This is a genomic window from Nisaea nitritireducens, assembly GCF_014904795.1.
GTDB lineage: Bacteria > Pseudomonadota > Alphaproteobacteria > Thalassobaculales > Thalassobaculaceae > Nisaea > Nisaea nitritireducens.
In genome coordinates, this window is sequence record NZ_JACZFS010000047.1 from 66,137 (window position 1) to 87,740 (window position 21,604).

Genomic DNA, 21,604 nt, shown 5'->3' on the forward strand with positions numbered 1-21,604 from the left:
TGTTATTCTTCGCGTTTGAATACCCACCAGTTTGAATCACCAAACCCGGTCAGTTTATCCCAGAAGAACCCGGCTTCGACGGGGCGCCAGCCGGGGTTCCGCTCCATGAAGAGCTCGCCGTAGTCAGCTTTCCAGAGCATCTCGTTCTGGCCGCGATACTCCACCTCCTGAAGGTGTTTGGAATAATACTCCGTCATCAGCACGTACTTGTTCGCGACACGTCCAAGTTCCGAAAGGGCGGTATCCAGGGAATCCGGTTCTACATGGATCAGGACGCCCGATGTGAAAGCCATGTCGAAATGCCGGTCCGGAAACGGGATCGATTGCAGCCACCCTTCGACGATGTTGCCTTTGGCGGTTACGCCAGCAGCAATCGCTTTGGCACGAGCCTTTGCATTCGGCTCGATAGCATGCAGTTCAGCGGAGGTGATGTTCGACAGGGCGCGCAGGGCGATACCGACATTACAGCCGCATTCCAGAATGGTCGCGGGCGGATCGGCAGCCATGCACTCCCACATTTTTCCGTATGCGCGGGTGTAGTCGCGCACGCGTTCAGCTGTCGCTGAGTTGCGCTCGGCGTAGATATCGCCGAATCTGCCCCGCCATGTATCAAGCTGCGCCGTAATTGTTTTCTTGTCCACTGGACTCACTCCTGGAAACACCGAAGAATTCAAGGGCTGGTATTGGCTCACGATGGCCTGAACGAAGAATCGCTCCGGCCTGTTCTCCAGCATTTAGTAAAATGTCTACGATCGACATAAAGCTCAGGAAGCCAGAACCGCATTGTTGATAGATCGGGTGATCGTAGCGCTGGAATACTAGATTGATGCCCGCTTCCTCAAAGCACTTCATGCCGTCCAGGCCAATATAGTCGGCGGAGCCTGGAACGCTGACATAGGTATCTGCGCCGAGGAAACGGCAAATTTCGATCAAGCGCATAACCCGCCCATCGAAATTGGGCAGAGATTGAGCGCGGACTGTTTTCGTTGTTATCTTTAAACGCTCCATCGCAAAATGAATGAAGTTTATATTCATTTCTGCCAGGCTTGCGCCGTCGGAAATGCCAGACAAATGCTCTGCCAAGACTGGAAACTCGACTTCAAATGCTCGCGCGCTCGAATACTCCTGGCGCAAGGTTTTTAGGAATTTCCGCATGCGATGTTCTGGGTGGACAATCGCGGTATTGAGATTGGAATCTTTGCTGAAACGGGCGGAAACAGGCAGCGAGATCCATTTGCTACCCTGGCTGGTCTTGATTCGGTTGCGGCAGTGCCAGGATCGCTTAGTGAATTGAACGGTATCGAGAAAAACGAATAGATCGACTTGGTCGATCAAATCGAAATATCCCATCCAGGGGAGCCAAGTCGGTTGCATGATCGCAACACGCATCTTCGTCTCCTAGGCGCGCCTGCCTGCGATAAACATTGTTCGTCCAAATCCGGCTTCTCCGAAGGCTTTATAGAGGCGCCTGCGAACTTCGGTCGGGACAGATCGCTCGAACGCTACGCGTCTGTTGTGACAATCGGCGCCGATCGAACGATCCGAAATATAATCAAAGCCAAGCAAAAGCCATAGCTCCATCGGGAATTCGCCATGCCGATGAAAGGGCATGATCCCGACATCGTGCATCATGGCCTCAACGGCATCAAAGGTGAGGTAATTGATGTGCCCTGGCGGTGAGACCCACCATTCTTCCAGGCCGAGAGAATTGACCGCCGCCATCTGCAAATCGTTGAAGTCATTTCCGCTGCGGACCATCAGAACTCCGCCAGGCTTCAGTATTTGGGACGCGACCTTCAGATTGTGTGCCGGGTCATGTGTAAATTCGAGAACATTGTTGAAGATGATCGCATCGAAGCTTTCGGGCTTGATCGCGCCATTTTCAAACAGGCCGTCAATAGACCCTTCGAGAGCTTCCAATCCTTTGGATTTCACAGCTTTAACGGCATCGCCGGCCAGATCAATGCCGAGCGGTTCAAGCCCTGCCTGTTTCATGTGACCGACAAGTTCGCCGAGCCCGCACCCGACCTCTGCAACCCGCTTTCCGGGAGCGAATTCCAGAAGAATGTCGATAATGTCTTTATGGACGGTTTCCTGGAGCCAGTTCTCCTGGTCGGCCGCCTCGTCTCCGCCGCGGCTGGATCGCCCAATGTCGGGGGCAACCTTACCTTCGTTTACGAGGTTGTAGTACTGCTCAGAATAAAACCGATCGAGATCTTCCCGCGTCGGAAGCGGGTCCAGAACTCTATGACCGTATTTTGATGCCGGTTTTGTACCGTATTTTTTCAATCTTCTGAGCCTTTCATTTCCAAACCGTTTGGGCCGGAGTTGATTGCCTATTCTAGGCTTAAGCCATGGCTATTTTACGCAAACTTACGATTGCGATACCAGATTTGTTTTGAACAGGTTTACTCAAGAGTTGGCAGCTCCGTCGTTCAGTTCCGTGCGTAAAGCCCGTCCAGTCTTTCCCAGTATGTCTCGCGAATCTTGTGTCGCCTGATCTTCAGGGTTGGGGTCATCATCGCATTTTCCGTCGTGAAGGGTTCGGACGCGATGACGAAACGGCGGACTTTCTCGAGTTGAGACAGGCGGCTGTTGGCACGCTCCAGCGCAGCGCCCAAAGCCTTGCCGAACGCGTCGTTTTTCGACAGATCGGCAAGGTTTGCTTCTACACCTGAAGACTTGGCCCATTCTTCAATGAAGCTCTGTTCCGGAACCAGGACTGCGACGAGATAGGGGCGCTTGTCGCCATAGGTCATCGCCTGACTGATTTCCGGTTCGATCGTCAGCTCACCCTCGACTTTGGCAGGCGCAATATTGTCCCCGCCGGAATTGACGATGATGTCCTTCTTCCGGTCGGTGATGACGATATAACCGTCCTCGTCGATCTTCCCGATGTCTCCGGTATGCAGCCAGCCGTCGACTATGGTTTGCGCGGTAGTCTCGGGGTCCAGCCAGTAGCCTTTCATCAGGAGCTCGCCGCGTATGAGGATCTCTCCGTCCTCCGCGATTTTCACTTCGACACCTTTCAGGGGCGGCCCGACCGAGTGGATCTTGATCAGGGAGCTTCTGTTGCAGCTGACGACAGGAGAAGCCTCTGTCTGCCCATAGCCTTGCAAGACGGTCACACCGAGCGAAAGGAAGAATGTGCCGATATCGGGATTGAGCGCCGCCCCGCCGGAGACAAAGGCTTTCAGTCGTCCTCCGAACCGTTCCGCTACCTTGCGGCGAACCGCTATATCCAGGAGCCTGTTTTCCGCCCGCTCCAGCAATGTCAGGCTATGCGGATCTTTATAGGCCTTCCGGCCGAGGGCAACAGCACGGCGAAACAGTTTCGCGCTGAGACCTCCCTTGGCCTCGACACCGCGGCTGATACGATCGTGCAGCACCTCGTAAAGCCGGGGGACAGCGGTCATGATCGTCGGCCGCGCTTCGGTCAGGTTCTGCGCGACCTTCTCCGGGCCCTCCGCATAGTAAATCTGGGCGCCGATGGAGATCGGAAAATGCAGGCCACAGAGATGCTCGTAAGAGTGGGACAGCGGCAGAAGGGAGAGAAAAACCTCATTCTCCAGACCACAGCCGCGCAAGAGATCGTGCGCCCCGTCGCAGTTCGCGAGCAGAGACCCATGGGTCAGCATGACGCCCTTTGGCCGTCCACCGGTCCCCGACGTGTAGATGAAACAGCAAACCTCGTCTCGTTGCAGGGTCGCTGCCCATTCGACGGGATTGCCTGACTCGTCAGCACCCATTGCTGCGATCGCGTCCCATCCCAACACCCGAACCCCGGCCTGAGTCTCTGCGCCGGGAGCATCGATGGAGATGACCGTCTCGCAGGCGTCTGCGCTCCGCGCCGCCGGCAGGAGCTTGCGCGCCAGCTTCTCGGTTGAGACGACGGCGGCATTGGCGCCGCTATGGTCGAGAATGTAGAGAATATCGTCGGTCGTACTTGTTGTGTAGGCGGGGACCGCGACGGCGCCGATGGTAATAATGGCCAGTTCGGCGATCACCCATTCGGGCCGGTTCTCCGAGAGGAGAAGGACCCGGTCCCCTTTTGCAATCCCGAGCGCCCGGAGGCCTTTCGCGATCCGCTGCACCTCCGCGCCGACTTCTGCATAGCTCTGACTCTCGTATGTGCCAGAGCGTTTCGCCCAGAGAAACGGCCGGTCGGAATAGGTCTCGGACTGATCGAAGAACAGCGTTGCGAGATTTCGTACTGCCTTGTAGTCCATTATTAGTGTTTCCTCCCGTGGTCGCTCGTTTCTTGGCGGCTCTGGATAAGTTTAGCAGACGAACGATCTGTTGAGTGTTCGCGCTCACATTAATGAAACGAATGGATAAACAGATGGCCGAAGCCGCACAATCCGAACTTGGCGTTCTCCCCGAATGGGATCTTTCCGATCTTTATCCCGGGCCGGAGTCGGAGGCCCTGAGCAAGGATCTGGATAAACTTGCCGCGGACGCGAAGGCTTTCAAGAACCAGTATGCCGGAAAAATCGCTGGTCTGGGCGGCACCGAACTTGGCCGCGCCATCCAGGCCTATGAGAAGATGGACGAGATCACGGGGCGCATCATGTCCTATGCCTATCTCGTCTATGCCGGGGACATGAGCAGCGCCGAGAATGGCCGTTTCTTCCAGTCCATGCAGGAGAAGGTCAACGCTGCGGGAACGGACTTGCTGTTCTTCACGCTGGAGATCAACCGGATCGAGGAAGCCGCTCTTGAGGCCAGTCTGAAGGCGCCGGAACTCGCTTTCTACAAACCCTGGCTGCGCGATGTCCGGGCCTTCCGCGATCATCAGCTCTCCGACGAGATTGAGGAGAAGCTGCACGAGAAGTCCGTGACCGGAAAATCCGCCTGGGTCCGGCTTTTCGATGAGACCTTCGCCCGCCTGCGCTTCCCGTTCGACGGCAAGCAGCTCACCTCCGCCGAGGTGCTGGACAAGCTCAGCCACAAGGACGGCGCCATCCGGAAGAAAGCGGCTAAAAGCTTCGCCGGTGTGCTGAAAGAGAATATCAGCCTCTTCGCGCTGGTCACGAACACACTCGCCAAGGACAAGGCCATTGATGACAAGTGGCGTGGTTATGCCCAGCCAATTTCGGCACGCAACCTCGCCAATCAGGTCGAGGACGAGGTGGTGCAGGCATTGTCCGATGCCGTGACCGGCAGCTATCACCGATTGTCGCACCGTTATTATGCGTTGAAGGCGAAATGGTTCGGTGTCGATGCGCTGAACTATTGGGACCGCAACGCGCCGCTGCCGGATGATGACGACACGACGATCCCCTGGGCCGAAGCACAGAAAACAGTGCTTGAGGCCTATGGGAGCTTTTCAGCTGATCTCGCCGAGGTCGGCCAGCGTTTTTTCGACAATGCCTGGATCGACGCGCCGGTACGGCCAGGCAAGGCGTCTGGTGCTTTCGCGCATCCGACGGTGCCGAGCGCGCATCCCTATTTGCTGCTGAACTATCAGGGCAAGACCCGGGACGTGATGACGCTGGCCCATGAACTCGGCCACGGCGTGCATCAGGTTCTCGCCGGCAAGCAGGGCCAGCTTCTGTCCGACACGCCGCTCACTCTTGCGGAGACGGCGTCCGTCTTCGGCGAGATGCTCACCTTCCGCGCCGTCCTGGCCTCAAAAACCGATCCGAAGCAACGCCGCACCATGCTCGCCAGCAAGGTCGAGGACATGCTGAACACGGTGGTCCGGCAGATCGCCTTCCACCAGTTCGAGACCAAGGTTCATGCGGCCCGCAGCAACGGGGAGCTGATGCCGGAGGATCTCGGTAATATCTGGATCGAGACCCAGACCGCCAGCCTCGGTCCATCCATCAAATTCGACGACGACTACCGGACTTTCTGGTCCTACATCCCGCACTTCGTCCATTCGCCGTTCTATGTCTATGCCTATGCATTCGGCGACTGCCTGGTGAACTCGCTCTACGCGGTCTACCAAAACGCGGAAGAGGGCTTTGCGGAGAAGTATCTGGAGATGCTTTCCGCCGGCGGGACACTGCGCCACAAGGAACTGCTCGCGCCGTTCGGGCTGGATGCCAGCGATCCGGCCTTCTGGTCCAAGGGCCTGGATGTGATCGACGGCTTCATCACCGAACTTGAAGGTATGGAATAATGCGTGCGCCGGACGCGCTGCAACACCGATTGGATGGTTTTCCGCGCGTCCGGCTCGGACATTTCCCGACGCCTCTGGAGAAGATGGACCGGTTGGCCGGGCATTTATCGGAGGAGCTTGGCAAGCCGGTGCCGTCGCTCTGGGTGAAGCGGGACGATTGCTCCGGCGTTGCCACCGGCGGCAACAAGGTGCGCCAGCTCGAGTATTCCTTTGGCGCCGCCCAAGCCGCCGGGGCCGATACGGCGGTGATCACCGGGGCGGTGCAGTCGAACTACATGCGCACGGCGGCCGCCTTCGCGGCGAAGCTCGGCATGGAATGCCATGTCCAGCTCGAAAACCGGGTCGAGGGTATGGGCGAGGAATATCACAAGTCCGGCAATGTGTTGCTGGACCGGATGTTCGGTGCCCGCATGCATCACTTCCCGCTTGGCGAGGACGAGAAGGCGGCGGACACGAACCTGTCCCGCATTGCCGACCGTTTGAAACGGGAGGGCAAGAAGCCATATCTTTTCACCCTCTCGGCAGACAGCAAACCGACCGGTTCTCTCGGCTACATGCAATGCGCCGTCGAACTGCTTCAACAATCGGCCGCCAATGACATGCAATTCGATGCCGTAGTGGTGCCGAGCGGCAGTGCGGCGACCCATGTAGGCACTCTGCTAGGCCTGCGCCTCGCCGGATATAGCGGGCCGGTACACGGTATTTGCGTGCGCCGGGACGCGAAGAGCCAGACAGAGCGTGTCCTCTCCATCACCCGGCTGGCCGAAGACATGCTCGGCTGCGGCGAGGTCGTCCCTGAGAGCGATGTAATGTGCCTTGATGACTGGCTTGGTCCAAGCTATGGCAAGATGGTGGAGAGCACGCACGAGGCTATTGATCTTGCAGGTCGTCTCGAGGCGCTGATCGTCGATCCGGTCTATACGGCGAAAAGTTTGGCCGGTCTGATCGGCCTCACCCGCGCGGGCGCGTTCGAGGACATGGGGAACGTGCTCTACATTCACACCGGCGGGCTCCCCGCGCTCTTCGCATATCGTTCCGCGCTCTATCCGGACGGGTAAGCTAAGACTGACCGGTGAATCTACCTGTCCATTCAGAACCGCGCTTGATCACTCGGGCCCGGGCTGCGATGTTTTCTGCAGCGCCTTCTTGGCGTCCTGTCCGCGGAAAGGGCTGCGCCCATCCTGACTGATCGATAACAGATCGATTTCCTTGCCTGTTGGCGGACACAGGCGATACGCGACGAGGGAATCGTATGTCTGAAGTTAATGAGCCGGCAATGGCCGGTCCGCGGGATTATTTCGGCGGGCGGCTCAATCTCGAACAACAGAAAAAGCGTGCAAAAGAGCTTCTGAAAGCTGTCCGCGACGGCGATGCGGACGCTGTCGCACGATGGCAGGCGCATCATCCGAATGGCGTTGCCTCGGAGCGGCTGCTTGCCGATGCGCAGCTTGTCATCGCGCGGGAAAACGGCTTTCCGAGCTGGCCGCGCATGAAGGCGCATATCGACACACTGCGCATCGCCCGGCAGCGCATGGAAGCGGGACGCCCGCTGGTGCCTGACAGTCCCGACATGGTGCATATCCGCTGTGGAGAGGATATCCGTCATAGCCTCAATGTCGCGGGGTTCGCCGGTGCATTTGCAGAATTCTCCGACCCCTATTGTCAGGGGCCTGTGCCGCGCCTCGACCGGGCGGCTTTTCTGGACAAGCGCTCTGAATTCATTGTGTCCGCATATGATCGCCCGTTGAAAGAAACGAGGGTCAAGCTGGAGGCCGAGTACGACACGGTGGACGCGATCGGAGCGGGAGGTCGGGTAACGCTCTGGTTCGAGCATGACAGTTACGACCAGCTGATTCTCGCTCGCCTGCTGGCGAATTTCTCCCGCCTTGATGCCAGGCCGGACCTTCAGATGATTTGCGTCGGCGAGGTGCCGGGCGTGCAGGGCTTTGTCGGTCTCGGCCAGTTGCATCCCGAAGTGCTGCTCTGGCTCTGGGAGAACGAGCGGAAACCCGTGACAGAAGAGCAACTCGCGCTCGGTGCTGAGGTCTGGGGCGCTATTACCGATCCGGACCCTACCAGCCTTGCCCGGATTGCGCGCGACGGCACACCAGCGCTACCGCTGATGGCGCCGGCGCTGCTGCGGCACTTGAGGGAGCTACCTTCTGTGCGCACGGGGCTAGGCATGACCCAGGAGCTGGCGCTGTCGATTTTGGCCGAGGCCGAAGGGCAGAGCCTGCCGGCGGGCCGGATCTTTCATGCACTGATGACCCGACATGAGCCGCTGCCGTTCCTCGGCGACCTCATGTTCTGGCATGTCCTGAAGGATCTCGCTGACAGCACGGAGCAGGTCATCGAGCCGGACCCGGAGACAGCGGGTTTTCCATGGCCAAAACGCGGTTATGCACTGACGGAGGCGGGACAGAGGGTGCTGGCAGGTGAGTTGGATCGTCTGGGCATCGCGGGCGCGCCGCGCTGGGTCGGCGGTGTCGAAATTCAGCCGCGTGCACCGACATGGCGCTGGGATGAGGGGCGCTCCACTGTCGTCATGACCTGATCGTACGGTGCAGGGAGGCTCGTCCTTGGAACGGGCCTCCCGTGCCGTTACCATCGCCGGATGATCCGCGAATGTCTCACCTACCTCACAACGCCGTGCCCCGCGCCCTTCCGACGCATGGGCTATCTTCAGGAATGCGTCGGTATCGAGAGCCGGTACCGGCGGAACCGGGGGGCATGGGCATCGCATCTGGAAGAAAGCCGCCAGCTGATGCTGGAGGCGGCCGGACAATGCGCCGAGCGGGACACGGTGCTGATCTTCGGTGCCGGGCTGCTCCACGACATTCCCCTGACGGATCTGCTCGGCATGTTCCGGCGCGTCATTCTGGCGGATATCCTCTTTATGGCGCCTGCTCGCCGGGCGGCGGAGAGAGAACAACGGTTAGAGCTGGTCACGCTTGACGTCACCGCTTCGCTCACATCCCTCGCCGAAGGAAAGACCGAACTGACGCAACCGACCGCCTATCTGGACGACCCGTCAATCTCGCTGGTGATCTCCGCCAGCATCCTGTCCCAGCTTTTCGTCGTCCCGAACGCTTACCTCGAAAAGCACTTCGGGCAAGGTGATGCGGAAAGCGAAGTGTTGGGGCAGGCACTGGTCCGCGCGCATCTTGCCTATCTCGGCGCGTTCGAGTGTCCAGTGGCACTGATTGCCGACGAGACGCACATCATTCGCGACCGATCAGGGGCGGAAACCGCAACAGCGTCCGCCCTGCATGACGTGCCGCTGCCACTTGGCGGCAGGTCCTGGGACTGGGACATCTGTCCGCTTGGGGAGATCGACCGGGATCATGCGGTGATGCATCGGGTGCGGGGGTATCAGGATTTTCCGAAAACCTGAACCGACTTCACTTCTCGAAAACGGCTCTCGCGCTCTAGTATGATCCCCAATGAAAAAAGCGGGGAGCATCGACCAATGAAACTGATCGGAAATTATCTTTCACCCTTCGCCCGGCGGGTGGCGATCAGCCTCAATGAGCTCGGTATTGCTTACGAGATGGAAAACGTGATGGTGAGCAAGAACCCCGAAGCGGTTTCGGGGCACAACCCGCTCATCCGGATCCCAACGCTCATTCTCGATGACGGCGAGGTACTGGTCGAGAGCTTCGCTATTCTTGATGCTATCGACGAGATGGCGGGGGCCGAGAAGGCTCTTGTCCCGGCATCCGGTGCGGACCGGCGCCGTATCCTCAAGATCACCGCGATCGCGCTCGGAACCATGGATAAGACTCAGTGGGCCGCTTACGAGGTTACGTTCCATCCGGCGGAGAAAGTGCACCAACCCTGGATCGACAAGAATGAAAATCAGGCCTGTGGTGGCCTGGCCTATCTGAACGAGCTGGTCGAAAAGGCGGGAGATGGCTGGCTGGGCGGGACGGATCATATCAGCCAGGCTGATATTTCGGCCGTTGTCGCTTTCAGTTTTGCGCGGAAGATTCGCCCGAATCTGGACGTTGAGAAACGCTTCCCGGCGCTTGCGGCCTTTGCAGAGCGTTGTGAGGCGCGGGAGACCTTCAGAAAGGCGCCGGTACCGGGTTGATCAGGAGGCTTCCTCTGTCTTCAGGTTTGCAGCGACAAAGGCATCGCGTTCCGCGTCATCGACGATACCGGCAAAATCGCCGATCCCGCCCATGGTGCGCATGTAGGCGCGGCGGCTGGTTGAATAGATCCCGAAGAGGCGGCGCAGTTCAGTGACCGGTTCCGGGTGGTCGTCGACGCGGATGTCGGCTTCGGCATAAGGCTCGCTTCCCTGGATGAGCAGGGCCGCCGATTGCTTGCCGCGTTTGTCGCCGCCAGCGGCTTCCCCGGCCTCCAGAGCCGTCAGCAGGCGGTTGCCGAATTCGAGGCCCGCGTTAGCTTCGAAGCTGGCCAGGGTGTCGGCGACCACGGCAGGGCCGGCCAGCATGTTGCCGGCGACGGTGAAGTTCTCTCCTGTCAGGTGACCGCACCAGTCGACACAGTGCGCGCCGGTATGGGCGAAGGTGTTGCCTTTGGCGTCGACGCCATGCACCTGGCGAATCTCCCGGCCTTCGTCGTGGGCCAGCGTCATGGCGAGGGCTTCGGTAACAGGCAGGCCGCGCGTCATCAGGTCAATCGCGAGCGGGCCGTGCAACGGGTTCGTATGAGCCTGGGTGGAAATGGCTCCGACACCGGCACGGGACCAGGGACAGATGGCCCCGACGGCGAAGGCGCAGGTGGAGACGGCGATGCCGAAGCGGCCGCTTTTCGGATCGCGTGCGACGATTGACCACGTCATGAGCTGTTCCCGTTTTTGTCGATTCAGCCGAGATTGCGCCTATATTCTGTGCTTGGTCAAATTCGCCGGATGATAGGCAATGCGTAACGTGATCCTTCTCGCCCTGGTCCTCTTCAGCCTGCTCGCGGGCGCCCTCTGGGGTGTTTGGGAGGTGTGGTTCGCTGTCGAGGATGTCGAGATGAGCATCCATGGATTTATCGCGCTGGCCTTGGGGGCCTTCTTCACATTGCTGCTTGGCGGCGGTTTGATGTGGCTCGCCTATTACAGCTCCAAGCATGGCTATGACGAACGGACGATCCACCCTGAGGACGAAGGTTAATCCAGTCATCCGGAGGATGGGGGTTAATCCGGTGCCCGGTAGGGTATGGTCTCCACCGGCTCGTGGCTGGTGGCGCAGCATTTTTCGTGATCCGACAACACGTTGATCGCCCGGCAGTCGGCAACAGTTCCGTGTGAGCAGCTCTCCAGCATCCGTCCCAACTCACCTTCCAGGGCCTGTAGTCTGCCGATGCGCCGGCGCACCTCGCCCAGATGCCGGCGCACGATCTCGTCGGCCTCCACGCAAGACGCGGCGGGCCGGTCGGTCATGTCCAGCAACTCGCGGATGGCATCGAGGGGGAAGCCGAAATCGCGGGCGTGTTTGATGAAGCCCAGCCGATCAAGCTGATCCTGTCCGTAGACCCGCTGGTTCCCGGCGGTGCGGGCAGGCTGCGGCAGCAGGCCGATGGATTCGTAATAGCGGATGGTCTGCACCTTTGTACCGGTCTGGCGGGCGAGATCGCCGATCGGATAACGCGGCGTGGTGGTGTTCGTGGCGGCTTCCGTCATGGCATTCCCGAATTCTCTGTCGTTTGTCCTTGAACCTACAGTCGCTGTAGCTCCCATATTTGGGCTCGATGAGTTGATTTGTCGAGGAGCGCGCCATGGCCGGCTGTTGCGGTCACGATCATGAAAATGTGGTTTTCGAAGGAATGTCAGCGGCATATCGCCGGGCGCTCTGGGCCGTAATCCTGATCAACGGCGTGATGTTCGTCGTCGAGATGGCGGCAGGGTTCGGAGCGGGGTCTATGGCCCTGAAAGCGGACGCGCTGGATTTTCTGGCCGATACCGCGACCTATGCGCTCAGCTTTTATGTCATCGGCAAAGCGGCCCGGGTTCGGGCGAGTGCTGCTTTGTTCAAGGGGATCTCGCTCGCCCTGATGGGGCTCTGGGTGTTTGCCTCCACCGCCTATCAGGTGCTTGTGGTCGGTGTGCCGGAAGCAGTCGTTATGAGTTCGGTCGGTGTCCTCGCCTTCATTGCCAATATGGCCAGCGTTGGACTGCTCTATCGCTTCCGTGACGGTGACGCGAATGTCCGCTCCGTCTGGCTCTGCTCGCGCAACGATGCGATTGGAAATGTTGCCGTGGTCATCGCCGCGGGCGGTGTCTGGTATACCGGAACCGGCTGGCCTGATCTTGTCGTCGCTGGGGTGATGGCCGGCCTGTTCTGCTGGTCTTCGTTCCAGATTATCCGGCAGGGTTTAGGCGAGATGCGGGCGGCGTGCGCGACCTGATTGCGAGGCACCTGCCCACGCGATTAGTGCCCCCTCATTACGATAATATTTCGTGTTCCACGATGTGGATTCATTGACTCGTTCATGGTGCGATGCAAAAAATACTCGCTCCACACTAGGTAACAGACGAGGTCAACCTCGCGTCTCACCTAAAAATACGGAACAGGGATATTGATATGATTCGTTGGACACGACGCAGCCTGATGGCTCTCGCGGTCGTGGCCCTGCCTTTGGTAGGGACCCCGACTTTGGCGAGCGCCGAAACGGTTCTGCGGGTAATTCCGCACGCGGACCTGAAGAACCTCGATCCGATTTGGACGACGGCCTACATCACCCGCAACCACGCCTATCTCATCTATGACACGCTCTTCGCGATGGATGAGAGCTTCAAACCGCAGCCGCAGATGGTCGACACTTGGGAGACCTCTTCCGACGGCAAAGTCTGGACGTTCAACCTGCGCGACGGGCTGAAATTCCATGACGGCGCGGCGGTCACTTCCAAGGACGTCATCGCTTCGCTGAAGCGTTGGGGCGCCCGTGACGGCATGGGCCAGAAGCTCATGGAACAGATGGAAGAGATGGTCGCCGTCAGCGACAAGACCTTCCAGTTCAAGCTGAAGGCGCCGTATGGATTGGTGCTGGAGTCGATCGGCAAGATCTCCTCCAACGTGCCGTTCATCATGCCGGCCCGCATTGCCGCGACTGATCCGTTCGAGCAGATCCCCGAGCATATCGGCTCCGGCCCGTTCAAGTTCGAGGCGGACCAGTGGGTTCCGGGTTCGACCGTGGTCTATACGAAGTTCGAGGACTATGTCCCGCGCTCCGAGGCACCGTCTGCTGCCGCTGGCGGCAAGATCGCCAAGGTCGACAAGGTGATCTGGACCTACTTCCCCGATCAGACGACCGCAATGAACGCTCTGATCGCCGGCGAAATCGACTTCTTCGAACAGCCGTCCACCGATCTGATGCCGCTGCTTTCCGCGGCGGAAGACGTGACTGCGGAAGTTAACGATCCGCTCGGCTCCATCGGCTTTGCCCGCTTCAACCATCTGCTGCCGCCGTTCGACAATGTCGAGATCCGCAAGGCGGCGACTATGGCTATGAAGCAGGAAGATTACCTGGCCGGTGCCATCGGTGCTCCGGAGTTCTGGAAAACCTGTTTCTCGATCTACCCCTGCGGTACGCCCCTGGCGACCGAAGTGGCGGCCGAGACCATGAAAACCGGTTCCATCGAAAAAGCCGCCGCTGCCCTGAAAGCTGCAGGTTATGACGGAACGCCCGTCGTGATCATGCACCCGACGGACATTCCGGTGCTTTCCGCTTTCACCCTGATCTCCGCCGAGAAGCTCCGCAAGGCTGGCTTCGAGGTCGATCTGCAGGCGATGGACTGGTCCACCCTGACTTCCCGCCGGGCCAAGCGTGACCCGGTTTCCGAAGGCGGCTGGAACATCTTCCACACCTGGTGGATCGGTGCGGACGTGATCGACCCGATGTCCATCGCCTTCTCCGGCGATCCGGACAAGGGCTGGTTCGGCTGGCCGACTGATGAAGCGCTCGAGAAAGCGCGTGCCGACTTCGCCGCAGCGACAACGGCGGAAGAAAAGCTCACTGCTGGCAAGAAGGTGCAGGAGCGGGTCTGGAGCATCGCAGCCTCTGCCGAGCTCGGTCAGTTCTTCGTTCCGGTTGCTTACCGGAACAATGTGAAGGGCCTGATTAAGTCTCCGGTCCAGTTCTTCTGGAACATGTCGGTCGAGTAATCTCGCCCGTCAGAAAGCCGTCCGGATCGCCTGGTCCGGACGGCTCCTCTGCAATGCTCTGCCCTCGGGCCGGTAAAGGCCCGTACTGGCGACAGACGCCTTGAGGAGCTTACCTCTCCATGCTGACCTATGTTTTGAAGCGCGTGCTCTCGACGATCCCCGTGATGGTGATTGTCGCCGTGCTGGTTTTCCTGCTTCTGCGACTTGCACCTGGCGATCCGGCAGCTGTGATCGCAGGGGATTATGCGACGGCTGAGGATGTCGAGCGTATCCGCACTCAGCTCGGACTGAACGATCCGATGTTGGTGCAGCTCTGGCGCTGGATCCTGCAGCTCGCCTCGGGCGATCTCGGCACCGCCATCTTTTCCAAAAAGCCGGTTATGGAACTGATCGGTCAGCGGATCGAGCCGACCCTGCTGCTTTCCCTCTGCACGATTGTGTTCGCGGTCGCCGTCGCGGTGCCGCTCGGAACCATCGCTGCCTGGAAATCGGGGTCTCTGATTGACCGGTTCGTCATGTTCTTTTCGGTCGGCGGCTTCTCGGTGCCGGTCTTCGTCCTGGCCTATTGCCTGATTTATGTATTGGCGATGCAGCTGAAGATCCTGCCGGTCCAGGGCTACAAGTCTCCGTTCGACCACGGACTTTTCACCTTCCTCAGACATATGGTCCTGCCGGTTCTTGCGCTCTCGGTGATCTTCATCTCGCTGATCGCGCGCATGACGCGGGCCTCGGTCATGGAAGTCCTTGAAGAGGATTATGTCCGGACCGCCCGTGCAAAGGGCCAGTCCGAGTGGAAAATCCTGATGAAGCACGCTGTTCGCAATGCGGCGGTGCCGATTGTGACTGTGATCGGCGTCGGCATCGCACTGCTGATCGGCGGTGTGGTGGTCACTGAATCGGTATTCAACATTCCGGGCCTCGGACGGCTTGTGCTTGATGCGGTTCTGGCCCGCGATTACCCGGTGATCCAGGGGCTGATCCTGTTCTTCAGCTTCATCTACATCCTGATCAACCTGCTGATCGATCTTTCCTACACCCTGTTTGACCCGAGGATCAGGTACTGATGACAGCGACAGATCCTCAACAGATGTCCGTGGACGACGTCCTTCCGGAAAAGCAGCAGCCGTCGACATTCGCGCTGATGATGCGGAACAGGTCGGTGTTCTGGGGCGGTATCCTGCTGCTGATCATGGCGGCGATCGCACTTATCTGGCCGTTCTTCACCGGATCGCCGACCGAGCAGAACGTAATCAGCCGGCTGAAACCGCCGTCGGCGGATTTCTGGTTTGGCACGGATTTTCTCGGCCGCGATATTTTCGTCCGGGTCGTCCATGGCGGGCGGATCTCGCTCGTTGTCGGTATTTCCGTGGCGGCCATCGCAACCGTGATCGGCCTGTTCACTGGGCTTCTCGCTGGTTATGTGCGCTGGCTCGATGCGCCGGTGATGCGGGTGATGGACGGCTTGATGGCGATCCCGGCAATCCTGCTGGCGATTGCCATGATCTCGATTTCAGGCGCGACGCTGACCACGGTCGTCATTGCCATCACCATTCCCGAAATACCGCGGGTCGTGCGGCTGGTGCGCGCCGTTGTGCTGACGGTGCGGGACGAGCCCTATGTGGAAGCGGCGATTGCCTCCGGCACACGGCTTCCGGCGATCCTGATCCGGCATATCCTCCCAAACACCATCGCTCCGATGATCGTGCAGGCCACTTATATCTGCGGCGCCGCGATGCTGACCGAGTCGATCCTCGGCTTCCTCGGAGCCGGCATCCCGCCGGAAATCCCGAGCTGGGGGAACATCATGTCCGAGGGGCGGACCTATTTCCAGCTCACCCCCTGGATCATTTTCTATCCCGGTGTCGCTCTCGCGCTGACCGTTCTGGCCGTCAATATTGTCGGCGACGGACTGCGTGACACGCTTGATCCCCGTATTGCCCGGAAGATGCGCGCATGACCGATACACAAGTCGCAGCGAAGACGACGGGGGCCGCAGCGGCCACGCCCGTCCTTGAAGTCCGCAATCTCTCGGTGGCGCTGCCCAAGGGGGCGGACCGCCCGTTCGCCGTCGAGGATATCAGCTTCACCGTCGGGGCGCGGGAGATCGTCTGCGTGGTGGGGGAGTCTGGTTCCGGTAAGTCCGTGACCGCTTTCACCACCATGGGGCTGAACCCGAAGGAGGTGAAACCGGTCAGCGGTGAGATCATTCTTCAGGGCGAGGACTTGCTGAAGAAGTCGGATGCCGAGATGCGTCGCCTGCGCGGCGAGAAAATGGCGATGATCTTCCAGGAGCCGATGACGGCGCTGAACCCGGTCATCAAGGTGGGTGATCAGATCCGTGAGATGCTGGAGATCCACACCGACCTCTCGGCGGCCGAGCAGAAAGAGCGTGTGCTTGAGGTCATGGCGGACGTTTCCCTGCCGGACCATGTGAAGATGTATGACAGCTACCCTCACCAGCTTTCGGGCGGGCAGCGTCAGCGCATCATGATCGCCATGGCACTGGCGCTTGAGCCGGGGCTGCTGATCGCCGATGAGCCGACAACCGCGCTCGATGTGACCACCCAGGCGCAGATCCTCGACCTGATCAAGGACATCCAGCGCCGGCATGGTTCGGGCGTGCTGTTCATCACCCATGATTTCGGCGTGGTGGCGGAAATCGCGGACCGCATCGTCGTCATGCAGAAGGGCAAGATCGTCGAGCAGGGCACGCGGGATGAGATCCTGCTGAAGCCCCAGCATCCTTACACAAAGATGCTGATCGGTTCCGTGCCTTCCATGACACCAAGCCACCGGGTCGAGATCGACAAACGCTCGCCAGCCCTGATCGCGCAAAAGGTCAACAAGGTCTATGGCGGGACCGGACTGTTCCGGAAGAGCCGTGAGGTGCACGCCAACAAGGATGTGAACCTCGTGGTGCACCGGCGGGAAACCCTCGGCGTGGTCGGTGAATCCGGCTCCGGCAAGTCGACACTGGCCCGCTGTATCGTGCGTCTGCAGGATCCGACGTCTGGCCATATCGAAGTGGAAGGTGCGGATATCGCGACCATTTCCGAAAATGCGATGCGGCCGCACCGGCGGGATATCCAGATCGTCTTCCAGGATCCATACCGGTCGCTCAATCCGCGCCGGACGGTCGGGCAGTCGATTGTCGAGGGGCCGATGAATTTTGGCGTGAGCGAGGCCGAAGCGGATAGCCGGGCGCGCGAGCTGATGGAGATCGTCGGCCTCAGCCCGGATGCGCTGGATCGCTTCCCGCACCAGTTCTCCGGCGGCCAGCGTCAGCGTATCTGTATCGCCAGGGCGCTTGCCATGCAGCCCAAGGTGCTGATCGCGGACGAGGCGGTCTCGGCACTGGACGTCTCAGTGCAGGCCCAGGTGCTGGACCTGCTGGACGATGTCCGAGAGCGCTACGATCTCGCCATGCTGTTCATCACCCACGATCTGCGCGTCGCGGCGCAGATCTGCGACCGGATCATGGTCATGCAGAATGGTGTCGTGGTCGAGGAAGGCGAGACGGCGAAGGTTTATGCCGATCCGAAGCACGAATACACCCGCTCGCTGCTCGCAGCCGCGCCGGGCCGGGATGTCGCCTTCGCGAAGTGATCCGGATCAGGCTTCGTCAGAGCCAGCAGCACCATCGCCTGGTGCTGCTGTGGCATTTCTGAAACCTTGCTGCGCGAGCATTCCTTTGGGCTGCTAAGGCGGGGTATCAGCCGGCGGAGGTCACCTTGCTGATCAGTGCCTTGTAGGTGCCTTCGCCCATGGCGATCAGAACACCTTCGGGGCTGTAGACCTCGCAGCTGGCGAAGAATACCGAGCGTCCGCCGCCGCGCCGTTTGGCGGTGGCGTAGATTCGGCCTTCCTTGGTCGTCCCCATGAAGCTGGTGGTCAGCGACAGGGTGAGGGCGCGCTTTTTCTCGGCCCCTTCAGGCACCCAGACACCGCAATAGCCACCGACCGCGTCGATGATCGTGGCGACCACGCCGCCATGCAGGATGCCGCTGCGGTTCAGGTGCTTTTCCGTCAGCTCCAGCTCCAGCTTCGCATAGCCGTCCGCCCACTCTGTGAGGCGGAAGCCGAGGTCGGCATTGAAGCCGAGCATGGTTTCAAGGGATTGGGGCTGATCGGATGCGGAAGCGTCGGCCGATTGACTCATGGAAAGACATACCTTAGAACAAATCAAGAACATTTAGGTGGTCGAATGGGCGATCCTAAGCGCAGTAACGGCGTCGGGCAACGGGCCGATTTGGCATCTCTGCGTGCGCAGGTGCGGGCTATTGAACGCGGCACTGACGCTGGGGATCGGGCGGCGCGCTGTCCGCTCGGCCTGGAGGGTCTGGATCATCATCTTGGCGGTGGCCTCGCCCTTGGCCGTATTCATGAAATCACCGGCGAAGCGCGTACCGAAGTAAGGGACGCGAGCGTCTTCGGTTTCGCTGCCGCCATGTCGGTACGCCTGCTGGGAGCTGCGCGTGGCGGGGATATCCTCTGGTGCCTTCGGGATGCCAACATGTTTGGCGGTATGGCCTATGGCTGCGGGCTGGCGGCTCTCGGACTCGATATGGACCGGGTCCTTTTCGTCGAGGCGCGGGACGAGGCGCAACGGCTCTGGGCCATGGAGGAAGGATTGCGGTGCACCGGTCTTGCCGGGGTCGTGGGCGAATTCGGCCCGGCACATGCCGGGGAGGCGGCGCGGGTCGCCGAGCGACGCCTGCAGCTCGCGGCGGAAACAAGTGGCGTCACCGGCTTTCTGCTCCGGAGCGTTGCAGGAGAGACGGCAGCGGGAACGGCAGACAGCCGCTGGTCCGTCAGGGCCGCGCCTTCAGGCGGTGATCCGCGGCCGCTCTGGTCGCTTTCTCTCGACCGTTTGCGCGGGGGGCAACCAGCCGCTTGGCGGTTGTTCTGGGATTCGCGTGATGGACGATTCCGAATGCCGGAGGAGCGCCCGGAAGTGAGCCCTGTGTGGCCGGAAACGAGGAGCTTTGCGGCATCGGGTGCTGCCGCGTAGCCCTATATGTACTTTTTGATATTCCTCGTTAACATTACGCACACTGCTTGGTGCTGTGCCGGATCACTCTTTTGCCTGGTTGACGTAAAGATCATCCTCCGCAGCCGAAATGGCAGCAGTCGTGTACACTGTTGCCAAAGATGAAGGGGCTGACGAATGAATGCTGTCGCGGAGACAGTGATCGCTGAGGAAAGACGCAGGCACGGACGGTGGTCTGTGACTGGCGCCTATGCTTCGGTGGAAGGGCGTCGGCTTCCGCTCATTGATATTTCCATCGGCGGTTTTCTTGCCCGCCTGCCTGAAGACGGGCGGGATATCGGAACCCCTCTTGAAGGCACGATCTACTGGAAAGGTCGTGAAGAGCTGATCGAATTTCCGTTCAGTGCGGATATCGTTCGTCGTCTGCATAACGGGCAGAGTATCGCCGCGCAATTCCAGTCGCTGGCAGGCGAATCCATCGACAATTTGCTGCGTTTCCTCAGTGCCATTGAAGCGGAACGGCATCAGCGCATCGAGACCCAGCAACGCGCGGCGGAACGCCGGATCCTGTTCCGCCGGCTTGGTCTTTGGAGCGTCGTTGGCGGCAGCGTGCTGATTGCTCTCTATCTCTTCTGGCTGTTCGGCCTCTCCGGCCACTGATCTCATTTTACGAGACGCCTGTTTTCGATCGTATTGACAATGAGAACAAATAGTGAACAAATAAGGTCAACTCATTACGGGGAGACGGTTCATGGCACGGCGATTTCTGTATCTCTTCATTCCGGATTTTACTTTCGACTGGCGCTGCAACGGCGACAGCGGCCTTGCCTCGGGTGACCGGCCCCTGGTCATGACCAGACGTGTTGGGGGGGCTGAAATTATCGCTGCGGCAGGCAGTGCTGCGGTTCAGCAAGGAATACAGGTCGGGCGTTCTCTTGCCGATGCCAGGGCGATGCTGCCCGGTCTGAAGGCTTTTGAAGCCGATACGGGAGCCGATCGCAAACGGCTGGAACAACTCGCTGCCTGGTGCCAGCACTATACGCCGATGGTCGCGGTGGATAGCAGCGCGGCACCTTTCAATGGGGAAGGCGGCAGTGCTGGCCTCTACCTCGATATCACCGGTTGCGCGCACCTCTTCCGGCGGGACGGGGCGGAGGACACTCGAACGGAGGAACAGGCGCTTGGGCGCGATTGCCTCGCGGCCTTGAGCCGGTTTGGCTTTGCTGCCCGGCTCGCGGTGGCGGATACCCCTGACGCCGCCCGTGCCATCGCCCGTTTCTCCCCTTCTACCCTGACGTTGGTACCGCCGGGGAAAACCTCCATGGCGCTTGAGCCGCTGCCTGTAGCGGCGCTTGGCCTCGTGCCGGCCACAGTCGAGGCGCTCGATCGGGTTGGCTTGCGCCGTATTGCCCAGATCGTCGGCAAGCCGCGGGCCCCACTCGTGAGCCGGTTCGGCGCCGCGATGGTGGAAGCGCTGGACCGTGCCCTCGGTCACCGACCGGCCGCGCTCGACATGCGCCTGCCGGAAGTACCTTTCCGGGAACGGCTGGCCTTCGCGGAGCCTATTGCCCTTCGGGAGGACCTGGAGCGTGCGGCCCGGCAATGTCTTGCCGGTCTCTGCCGACGTCTGGAACGCGAACAAGCCGGCGCCAGGCGGGTGCGGATCCGTTTCTTCCGGGTCGATGGCACTGTGCCGCAAATCACCGTCGGCACCAGCCGGCCCTGCCGGGATGCGGATGTGCTGTTCCGTCTTCTGATCCAGCATTTCGATAAACTCGACCCGGGGTTCGGTATCGATGTTGCCGTGGCCGACGTCATCGAAAGAGATATGGCGGGTGGCGTGCAGGCTGCGCTCGGCGCTACTGCGGGACAGGACCGTGATGCCGTGGCCGATCTCGGCGACCGTCTGGCCAACCGACTCGGGGGTGAAGCGATCTACCGGTTGCAGCCGACAGAGAGCCATCGGCCCGAACGGGCGGAGCGGCGGGGGGATATCCGTCCGTCCGGCAAGGCACTTCACTGGAGCAATCTGCGCCCACTGACGCCGGAACGGGCCCGGCCTGTGCGGCTTATGCGGCGCCCGGAGCGGGTAGAGGCAACGGCGCTTTTGCCGGATCATCCGCCAGCCCGGTTCCGCTGGCGCGGCGCAGAGTACCGGGTTGCGGAGGCTGCCGGACCGGAGCGGCTGGCACCGGAATGGTGGCGTGCCGGTACTGAAGCCGCGACAGAGGTGGATGCCATGACACGGGACTATTTCCGGCTGGAGGATCAGGACGGTCGGCGTTTCTGGCTCTATCGCGAAGGTCTGGCAGAGCGGGGCGAGAAGCCGCAATGGTATCTGCACGGCCTGTTTTCCTGAGGGCTCGT

At 60.3% G+C, this 21,604-nt stretch carries 21 protein-coding genes; 14 read left to right on the top strand and 7 right to left on the bottom strand.

The features are described 5' to 3' along the window. Nucleotides 1–2 precede the first annotated feature (2 nt). From IG629_RS16175 to IG629_RS16190, 4 genes are all read right to left on the bottom strand, one after another. On the bottom strand, nucleotides 3–641 hold the full coding sequence (locus IG629_RS16175) for a pseudaminic acid biosynthesis-associated methylase (RefSeq protein WP_193172969.1): 639 nt from the start codon (nucleotides 639–641) through the stop codon (nucleotides 3–5). Beyond that, nucleotides 610–1,389 carry a WbqC family protein gene (locus IG629_RS16180; protein WP_193172970.1) on the bottom strand — a complete coding sequence of 260 codons (780 nt, stop codon included), beginning with the start codon at nucleotides 1,387–1,389 and terminating at the stop codon, nucleotides 610–612. Before IG629_RS16180 ends, IG629_RS16175 begins: the two co-directional genes overlap by 32 nt. 9 nt (nucleotides 1,390–1,398) lie before the next feature. Then, nucleotides 1,399–2,289: a class I SAM-dependent methyltransferase gene (locus tag IG629_RS16185; RefSeq protein ID WP_193172971.1), complete on the bottom strand. Its 891-nt coding sequence runs from the start codon at nucleotides 2,287–2,289 to the stop codon at nucleotides 1,399–1,401. A gap of 146 nt (nucleotides 2,290–2,435) precedes the next feature. Further along, on the bottom strand, nucleotides 2,436–4,229 hold the full coding sequence (locus tag IG629_RS16190) for an AMP-dependent synthetase/ligase (protein ID WP_193172972.1): 1,794 nt from the start codon (nucleotides 4,227–4,229) through the stop codon (nucleotides 2,436–2,438). Nucleotides 4,230–4,342: 113 nt separating this feature from the next. Here IG629_RS16190 and IG629_RS16195 point away from each other — a divergent pair, with 113 nt between their 5' ends. The 5 genes from IG629_RS16195 (at nucleotide 4,343) to IG629_RS16215 (ending at nucleotide 10,220) form a co-directional block, all read left to right on the top strand. Further along, the gene (locus tag IG629_RS16195; RefSeq protein WP_193172973.1) at nucleotides 4,343–6,127 is read left to right on the top strand and encodes a M3 family oligoendopeptidase; all 1,785 of its coding nucleotides are present in this window, start codon (nucleotides 4,343–4,345) and stop codon (nucleotides 6,125–6,127) included. Then, nucleotides 6,127–7,185: a D-cysteine desulfhydrase family protein gene (locus IG629_RS16200; RefSeq protein WP_193172974.1), complete on the top strand. Its 1,059-nt coding sequence runs from the start codon at nucleotides 6,127–6,129 to the stop codon at nucleotides 7,183–7,185. The genes IG629_RS16195 and IG629_RS16200 overlap by 1 nt, the downstream gene beginning before the upstream one ends. A 194-nt stretch (nucleotides 7,186–7,379) precedes the next feature. Then, nucleotides 7,380–8,681: a DUF1835 domain-containing protein gene (locus IG629_RS16205; RefSeq protein ID WP_193172975.1), complete on the top strand. Its 1,302-nt coding sequence runs from the start codon at nucleotides 7,380–7,382 to the stop codon at nucleotides 8,679–8,681. A 117-nt stretch (nucleotides 8,682–8,798) separates the two neighbouring features. Next, nucleotides 8,799–9,521: a hypothetical protein gene (locus IG629_RS16210; protein WP_193172976.1), complete on the top strand. Its 723-nt coding sequence runs from the start codon at nucleotides 8,799–8,801 to the stop codon at nucleotides 9,519–9,521. 75 nt (nucleotides 9,522–9,596) lie between these two features. Then, nucleotides 9,597–10,220 (top strand): glutathione S-transferase family protein, encoded by a 624-nt coding sequence (locus IG629_RS16215; protein WP_193172977.1) that lies wholly within the window; start codon nucleotides 9,597–9,599, stop codon nucleotides 10,218–10,220. Here IG629_RS16215 and IG629_RS16220 read toward each other — a convergent pair whose 3' ends face one another. Next, nucleotides 10,221–10,937, bottom strand: a complete 717-nt coding sequence (locus IG629_RS16220; RefSeq protein WP_193172978.1) for a DUF1028 domain-containing protein — start codon at nucleotides 10,935–10,937, stop codon at nucleotides 10,221–10,223. A gap of 79 nt (nucleotides 10,938–11,016) precedes the next feature. On the opposite strand from IG629_RS16220, the gene IG629_RS16225 reads away from it, so the two are divergent. After that, the gene (locus IG629_RS16225) at nucleotides 11,017–11,256 is read left to right on the top strand and encodes a hypothetical protein (RefSeq protein WP_193172979.1); all 240 of its coding nucleotides are present in this window, start codon (nucleotides 11,017–11,019) and stop codon (nucleotides 11,254–11,256) included. Between the two features lie 23 nt (nucleotides 11,257–11,279). Here IG629_RS16225 and IG629_RS16230 read toward each other — a convergent pair whose 3' ends face one another. Further along, complete coding sequence (locus IG629_RS16230; RefSeq protein ID WP_193172980.1) at nucleotides 11,280–11,765, bottom strand: MerR family transcriptional regulator; 486 nt, start codon at nucleotides 11,763–11,765, stop codon at nucleotides 11,280–11,282. 95 nt (nucleotides 11,766–11,860) lie between these two features. Between IG629_RS16230 and IG629_RS16235 the strand changes: the two genes are divergently transcribed. The 5 genes from IG629_RS16235 (at nucleotide 11,861) to IG629_RS16255 (ending at nucleotide 17,853) form a co-directional block, all read left to right on the top strand. Then, nucleotides 11,861–12,490 carry a cation transporter gene (locus IG629_RS16235; RefSeq protein ID WP_193172981.1) on the top strand — a complete coding sequence of 210 codons (630 nt, stop codon included), beginning with the start codon at nucleotides 11,861–11,863 and terminating at the stop codon, nucleotides 12,488–12,490. A 176-nt stretch (nucleotides 12,491–12,666) separates the two neighbouring features. Further along, nucleotides 12,667–14,247: an ABC transporter substrate-binding protein gene (locus tag IG629_RS16240; protein WP_028467400.1), complete on the top strand. Its 1,581-nt coding sequence runs from the start codon at nucleotides 12,667–12,669 to the stop codon at nucleotides 14,245–14,247. Nucleotides 14,248–14,366: 119 nt separating this feature from the next. Beyond that, nucleotides 14,367–15,311, top strand: a complete 945-nt coding sequence (locus tag IG629_RS16245) for an ABC transporter permease (protein ID WP_028467401.1) — start codon at nucleotides 14,367–14,369, stop codon at nucleotides 15,309–15,311. Continuing rightward, nucleotides 15,311–16,204 (top strand): ABC transporter permease, encoded by an 894-nt coding sequence (locus tag IG629_RS16250; protein ID WP_226886837.1) that lies wholly within the window; start codon nucleotides 15,311–15,313, stop codon nucleotides 16,202–16,204. The genes IG629_RS16245 and IG629_RS16250 overlap by 1 nt, the downstream gene beginning before the upstream one ends. Further along, a complete protein-coding gene (locus IG629_RS16255) occupies nucleotides 16,201–17,853 on the top strand; it encodes an ABC transporter ATP-binding protein (protein WP_193172982.1) in 1,653 nt (550 codons plus the stop codon). Before IG629_RS16250 ends, IG629_RS16255 begins: the two co-directional genes overlap by 4 nt. A gap of 106 nt (nucleotides 17,854–17,959) precedes the next feature. Here IG629_RS16255 and IG629_RS16260 read toward each other — a convergent pair whose 3' ends face one another. Next, nucleotides 17,960–18,406: a PaaI family thioesterase gene (locus IG629_RS16260; protein ID WP_193172983.1), complete on the bottom strand. Its 447-nt coding sequence runs from the start codon at nucleotides 18,404–18,406 to the stop codon at nucleotides 17,960–17,962. Nucleotides 18,407–18,451: 45 nt separating this feature from the next. Here IG629_RS16260 and IG629_RS16265 point away from each other — a divergent pair, with 45 nt between their 5' ends. The 3 genes from IG629_RS16265 (at nucleotide 18,452) to IG629_RS16275 (ending at nucleotide 21,596) form a co-directional block, all read left to right on the top strand. Beyond that, nucleotides 18,452–19,258 carry an ImuA family protein gene (locus tag IG629_RS16265; RefSeq protein ID WP_193172984.1) on the top strand — a complete coding sequence of 269 codons (807 nt, stop codon included), beginning with the start codon at nucleotides 18,452–18,454 and terminating at the stop codon, nucleotides 19,256–19,258. Nucleotides 19,259–19,414: 156 nt separating this feature from the next. Further along, on the top strand, nucleotides 19,415–19,897 hold the full coding sequence (locus tag IG629_RS16270) for a PilZ domain-containing protein (protein ID WP_193172985.1): 483 nt from the start codon (nucleotides 19,415–19,417) through the stop codon (nucleotides 19,895–19,897). 91 nt (nucleotides 19,898–19,988) lie between these two features. Further along, nucleotides 19,989–21,596, top strand: coding sequence for a DUF6504 family protein (locus IG629_RS16275; protein WP_193172986.1), 1,608 nt, complete (start codon nucleotides 19,989–19,991; stop codon nucleotides 21,594–21,596). Nucleotides 21,597–21,604 lie beyond the last annotated feature (8 nt).

Excerpts from the sequence above, each read along its gene's own strand:
- IG629_RS16265 (WP_193172984.1), top strand. The coding sequence starts at position 18,452 with ATGGGCGATCCTAAGCGCAGTAACGGCGTCGGGCAACGGGCCGATTTG.
- IG629_RS16220 (WP_193172978.1), bottom strand. The coding sequence starts at position 10,937 with ATGACGTGGTCAATCGTCGCACGCGATCCGAAAAGCGGCCGCTTCGGC.
- IG629_RS16235 (WP_193172981.1), top strand. The coding sequence starts at position 11,861 with ATGGCCGGCTGTTGCGGTCACGATCATGAAAATGTGGTTTTCGAAGGA.
- IG629_RS16200 (WP_193172974.1), top strand. The coding sequence starts at position 6,127 with ATGCGTGCGCCGGACGCGCTGCAACACCGATTGGATGGTTTTCCGCGC.
- IG629_RS16205 (WP_193172975.1), top strand. The coding sequence starts at position 7,380 with ATGTCTGAAGTTAATGAGCCGGCAATGGCCGGTCCGCGGGATTATTTC.
- IG629_RS16195 (WP_193172973.1), top strand. The coding sequence starts at position 4,343 with ATGGCCGAAGCCGCACAATCCGAACTTGGCGTTCTCCCCGAATGGGAT.
- IG629_RS16260 (WP_193172983.1), bottom strand. The coding sequence starts at position 18,406 with ATGAGTCAATCGGCCGACGCTTCCGCATCCGATCAGCCCCAATCCCTT.
- IG629_RS16250 (WP_226886837.1), top strand. The coding sequence starts at position 15,311 with ATGACAGCGACAGATCCTCAACAGATGTCCGTGGACGACGTCCTTCCG.
- IG629_RS16215 (WP_193172977.1), top strand. The coding sequence starts at position 9,597 with ATGAAACTGATCGGAAATTATCTTTCACCCTTCGCCCGGCGGGTGGCG.
- IG629_RS16270 (WP_193172985.1), top strand. The coding sequence starts at position 19,415 with ATGAATGCTGTCGCGGAGACAGTGATCGCTGAGGAAAGACGCAGGCAC.
- IG629_RS16240 (WP_028467400.1), top strand. The coding sequence starts at position 12,667 with ATGATTCGTTGGACACGACGCAGCCTGATGGCTCTCGCGGTCGTGGCC.
- IG629_RS16255 (WP_193172982.1), top strand. The coding sequence starts at position 16,201 with ATGACCGATACACAAGTCGCAGCGAAGACGACGGGGGCCGCAGCGGCC.
- IG629_RS16180 (WP_193172970.1), bottom strand. The coding sequence starts at position 1,389 with ATGCGTGTTGCGATCATGCAACCGACTTGGCTCCCCTGGATGGGATAT.
- IG629_RS16230 (WP_193172980.1), bottom strand. The coding sequence starts at position 11,765 with ATGACGGAAGCCGCCACGAACACCACCACGCCGCGTTATCCGATCGGC.
- IG629_RS16210 (WP_193172976.1), top strand. The coding sequence starts at position 8,799 with ATGGGCTATCTTCAGGAATGCGTCGGTATCGAGAGCCGGTACCGGCGG.
- IG629_RS16225 (WP_193172979.1), top strand. The coding sequence starts at position 11,017 with ATGCGTAACGTGATCCTTCTCGCCCTGGTCCTCTTCAGCCTGCTCGCG.
- IG629_RS16275 (WP_193172986.1), top strand. The coding sequence starts at position 19,989 with ATGGCACGGCGATTTCTGTATCTCTTCATTCCGGATTTTACTTTCGAC.
- IG629_RS16190 (WP_193172972.1), bottom strand. The coding sequence starts at position 4,229 with ATGGACTACAAGGCAGTACGAAATCTCGCAACGCTGTTCTTCGATCAG.
- IG629_RS16245 (WP_028467401.1), top strand. The coding sequence starts at position 14,367 with ATGCTGACCTATGTTTTGAAGCGCGTGCTCTCGACGATCCCCGTGATG.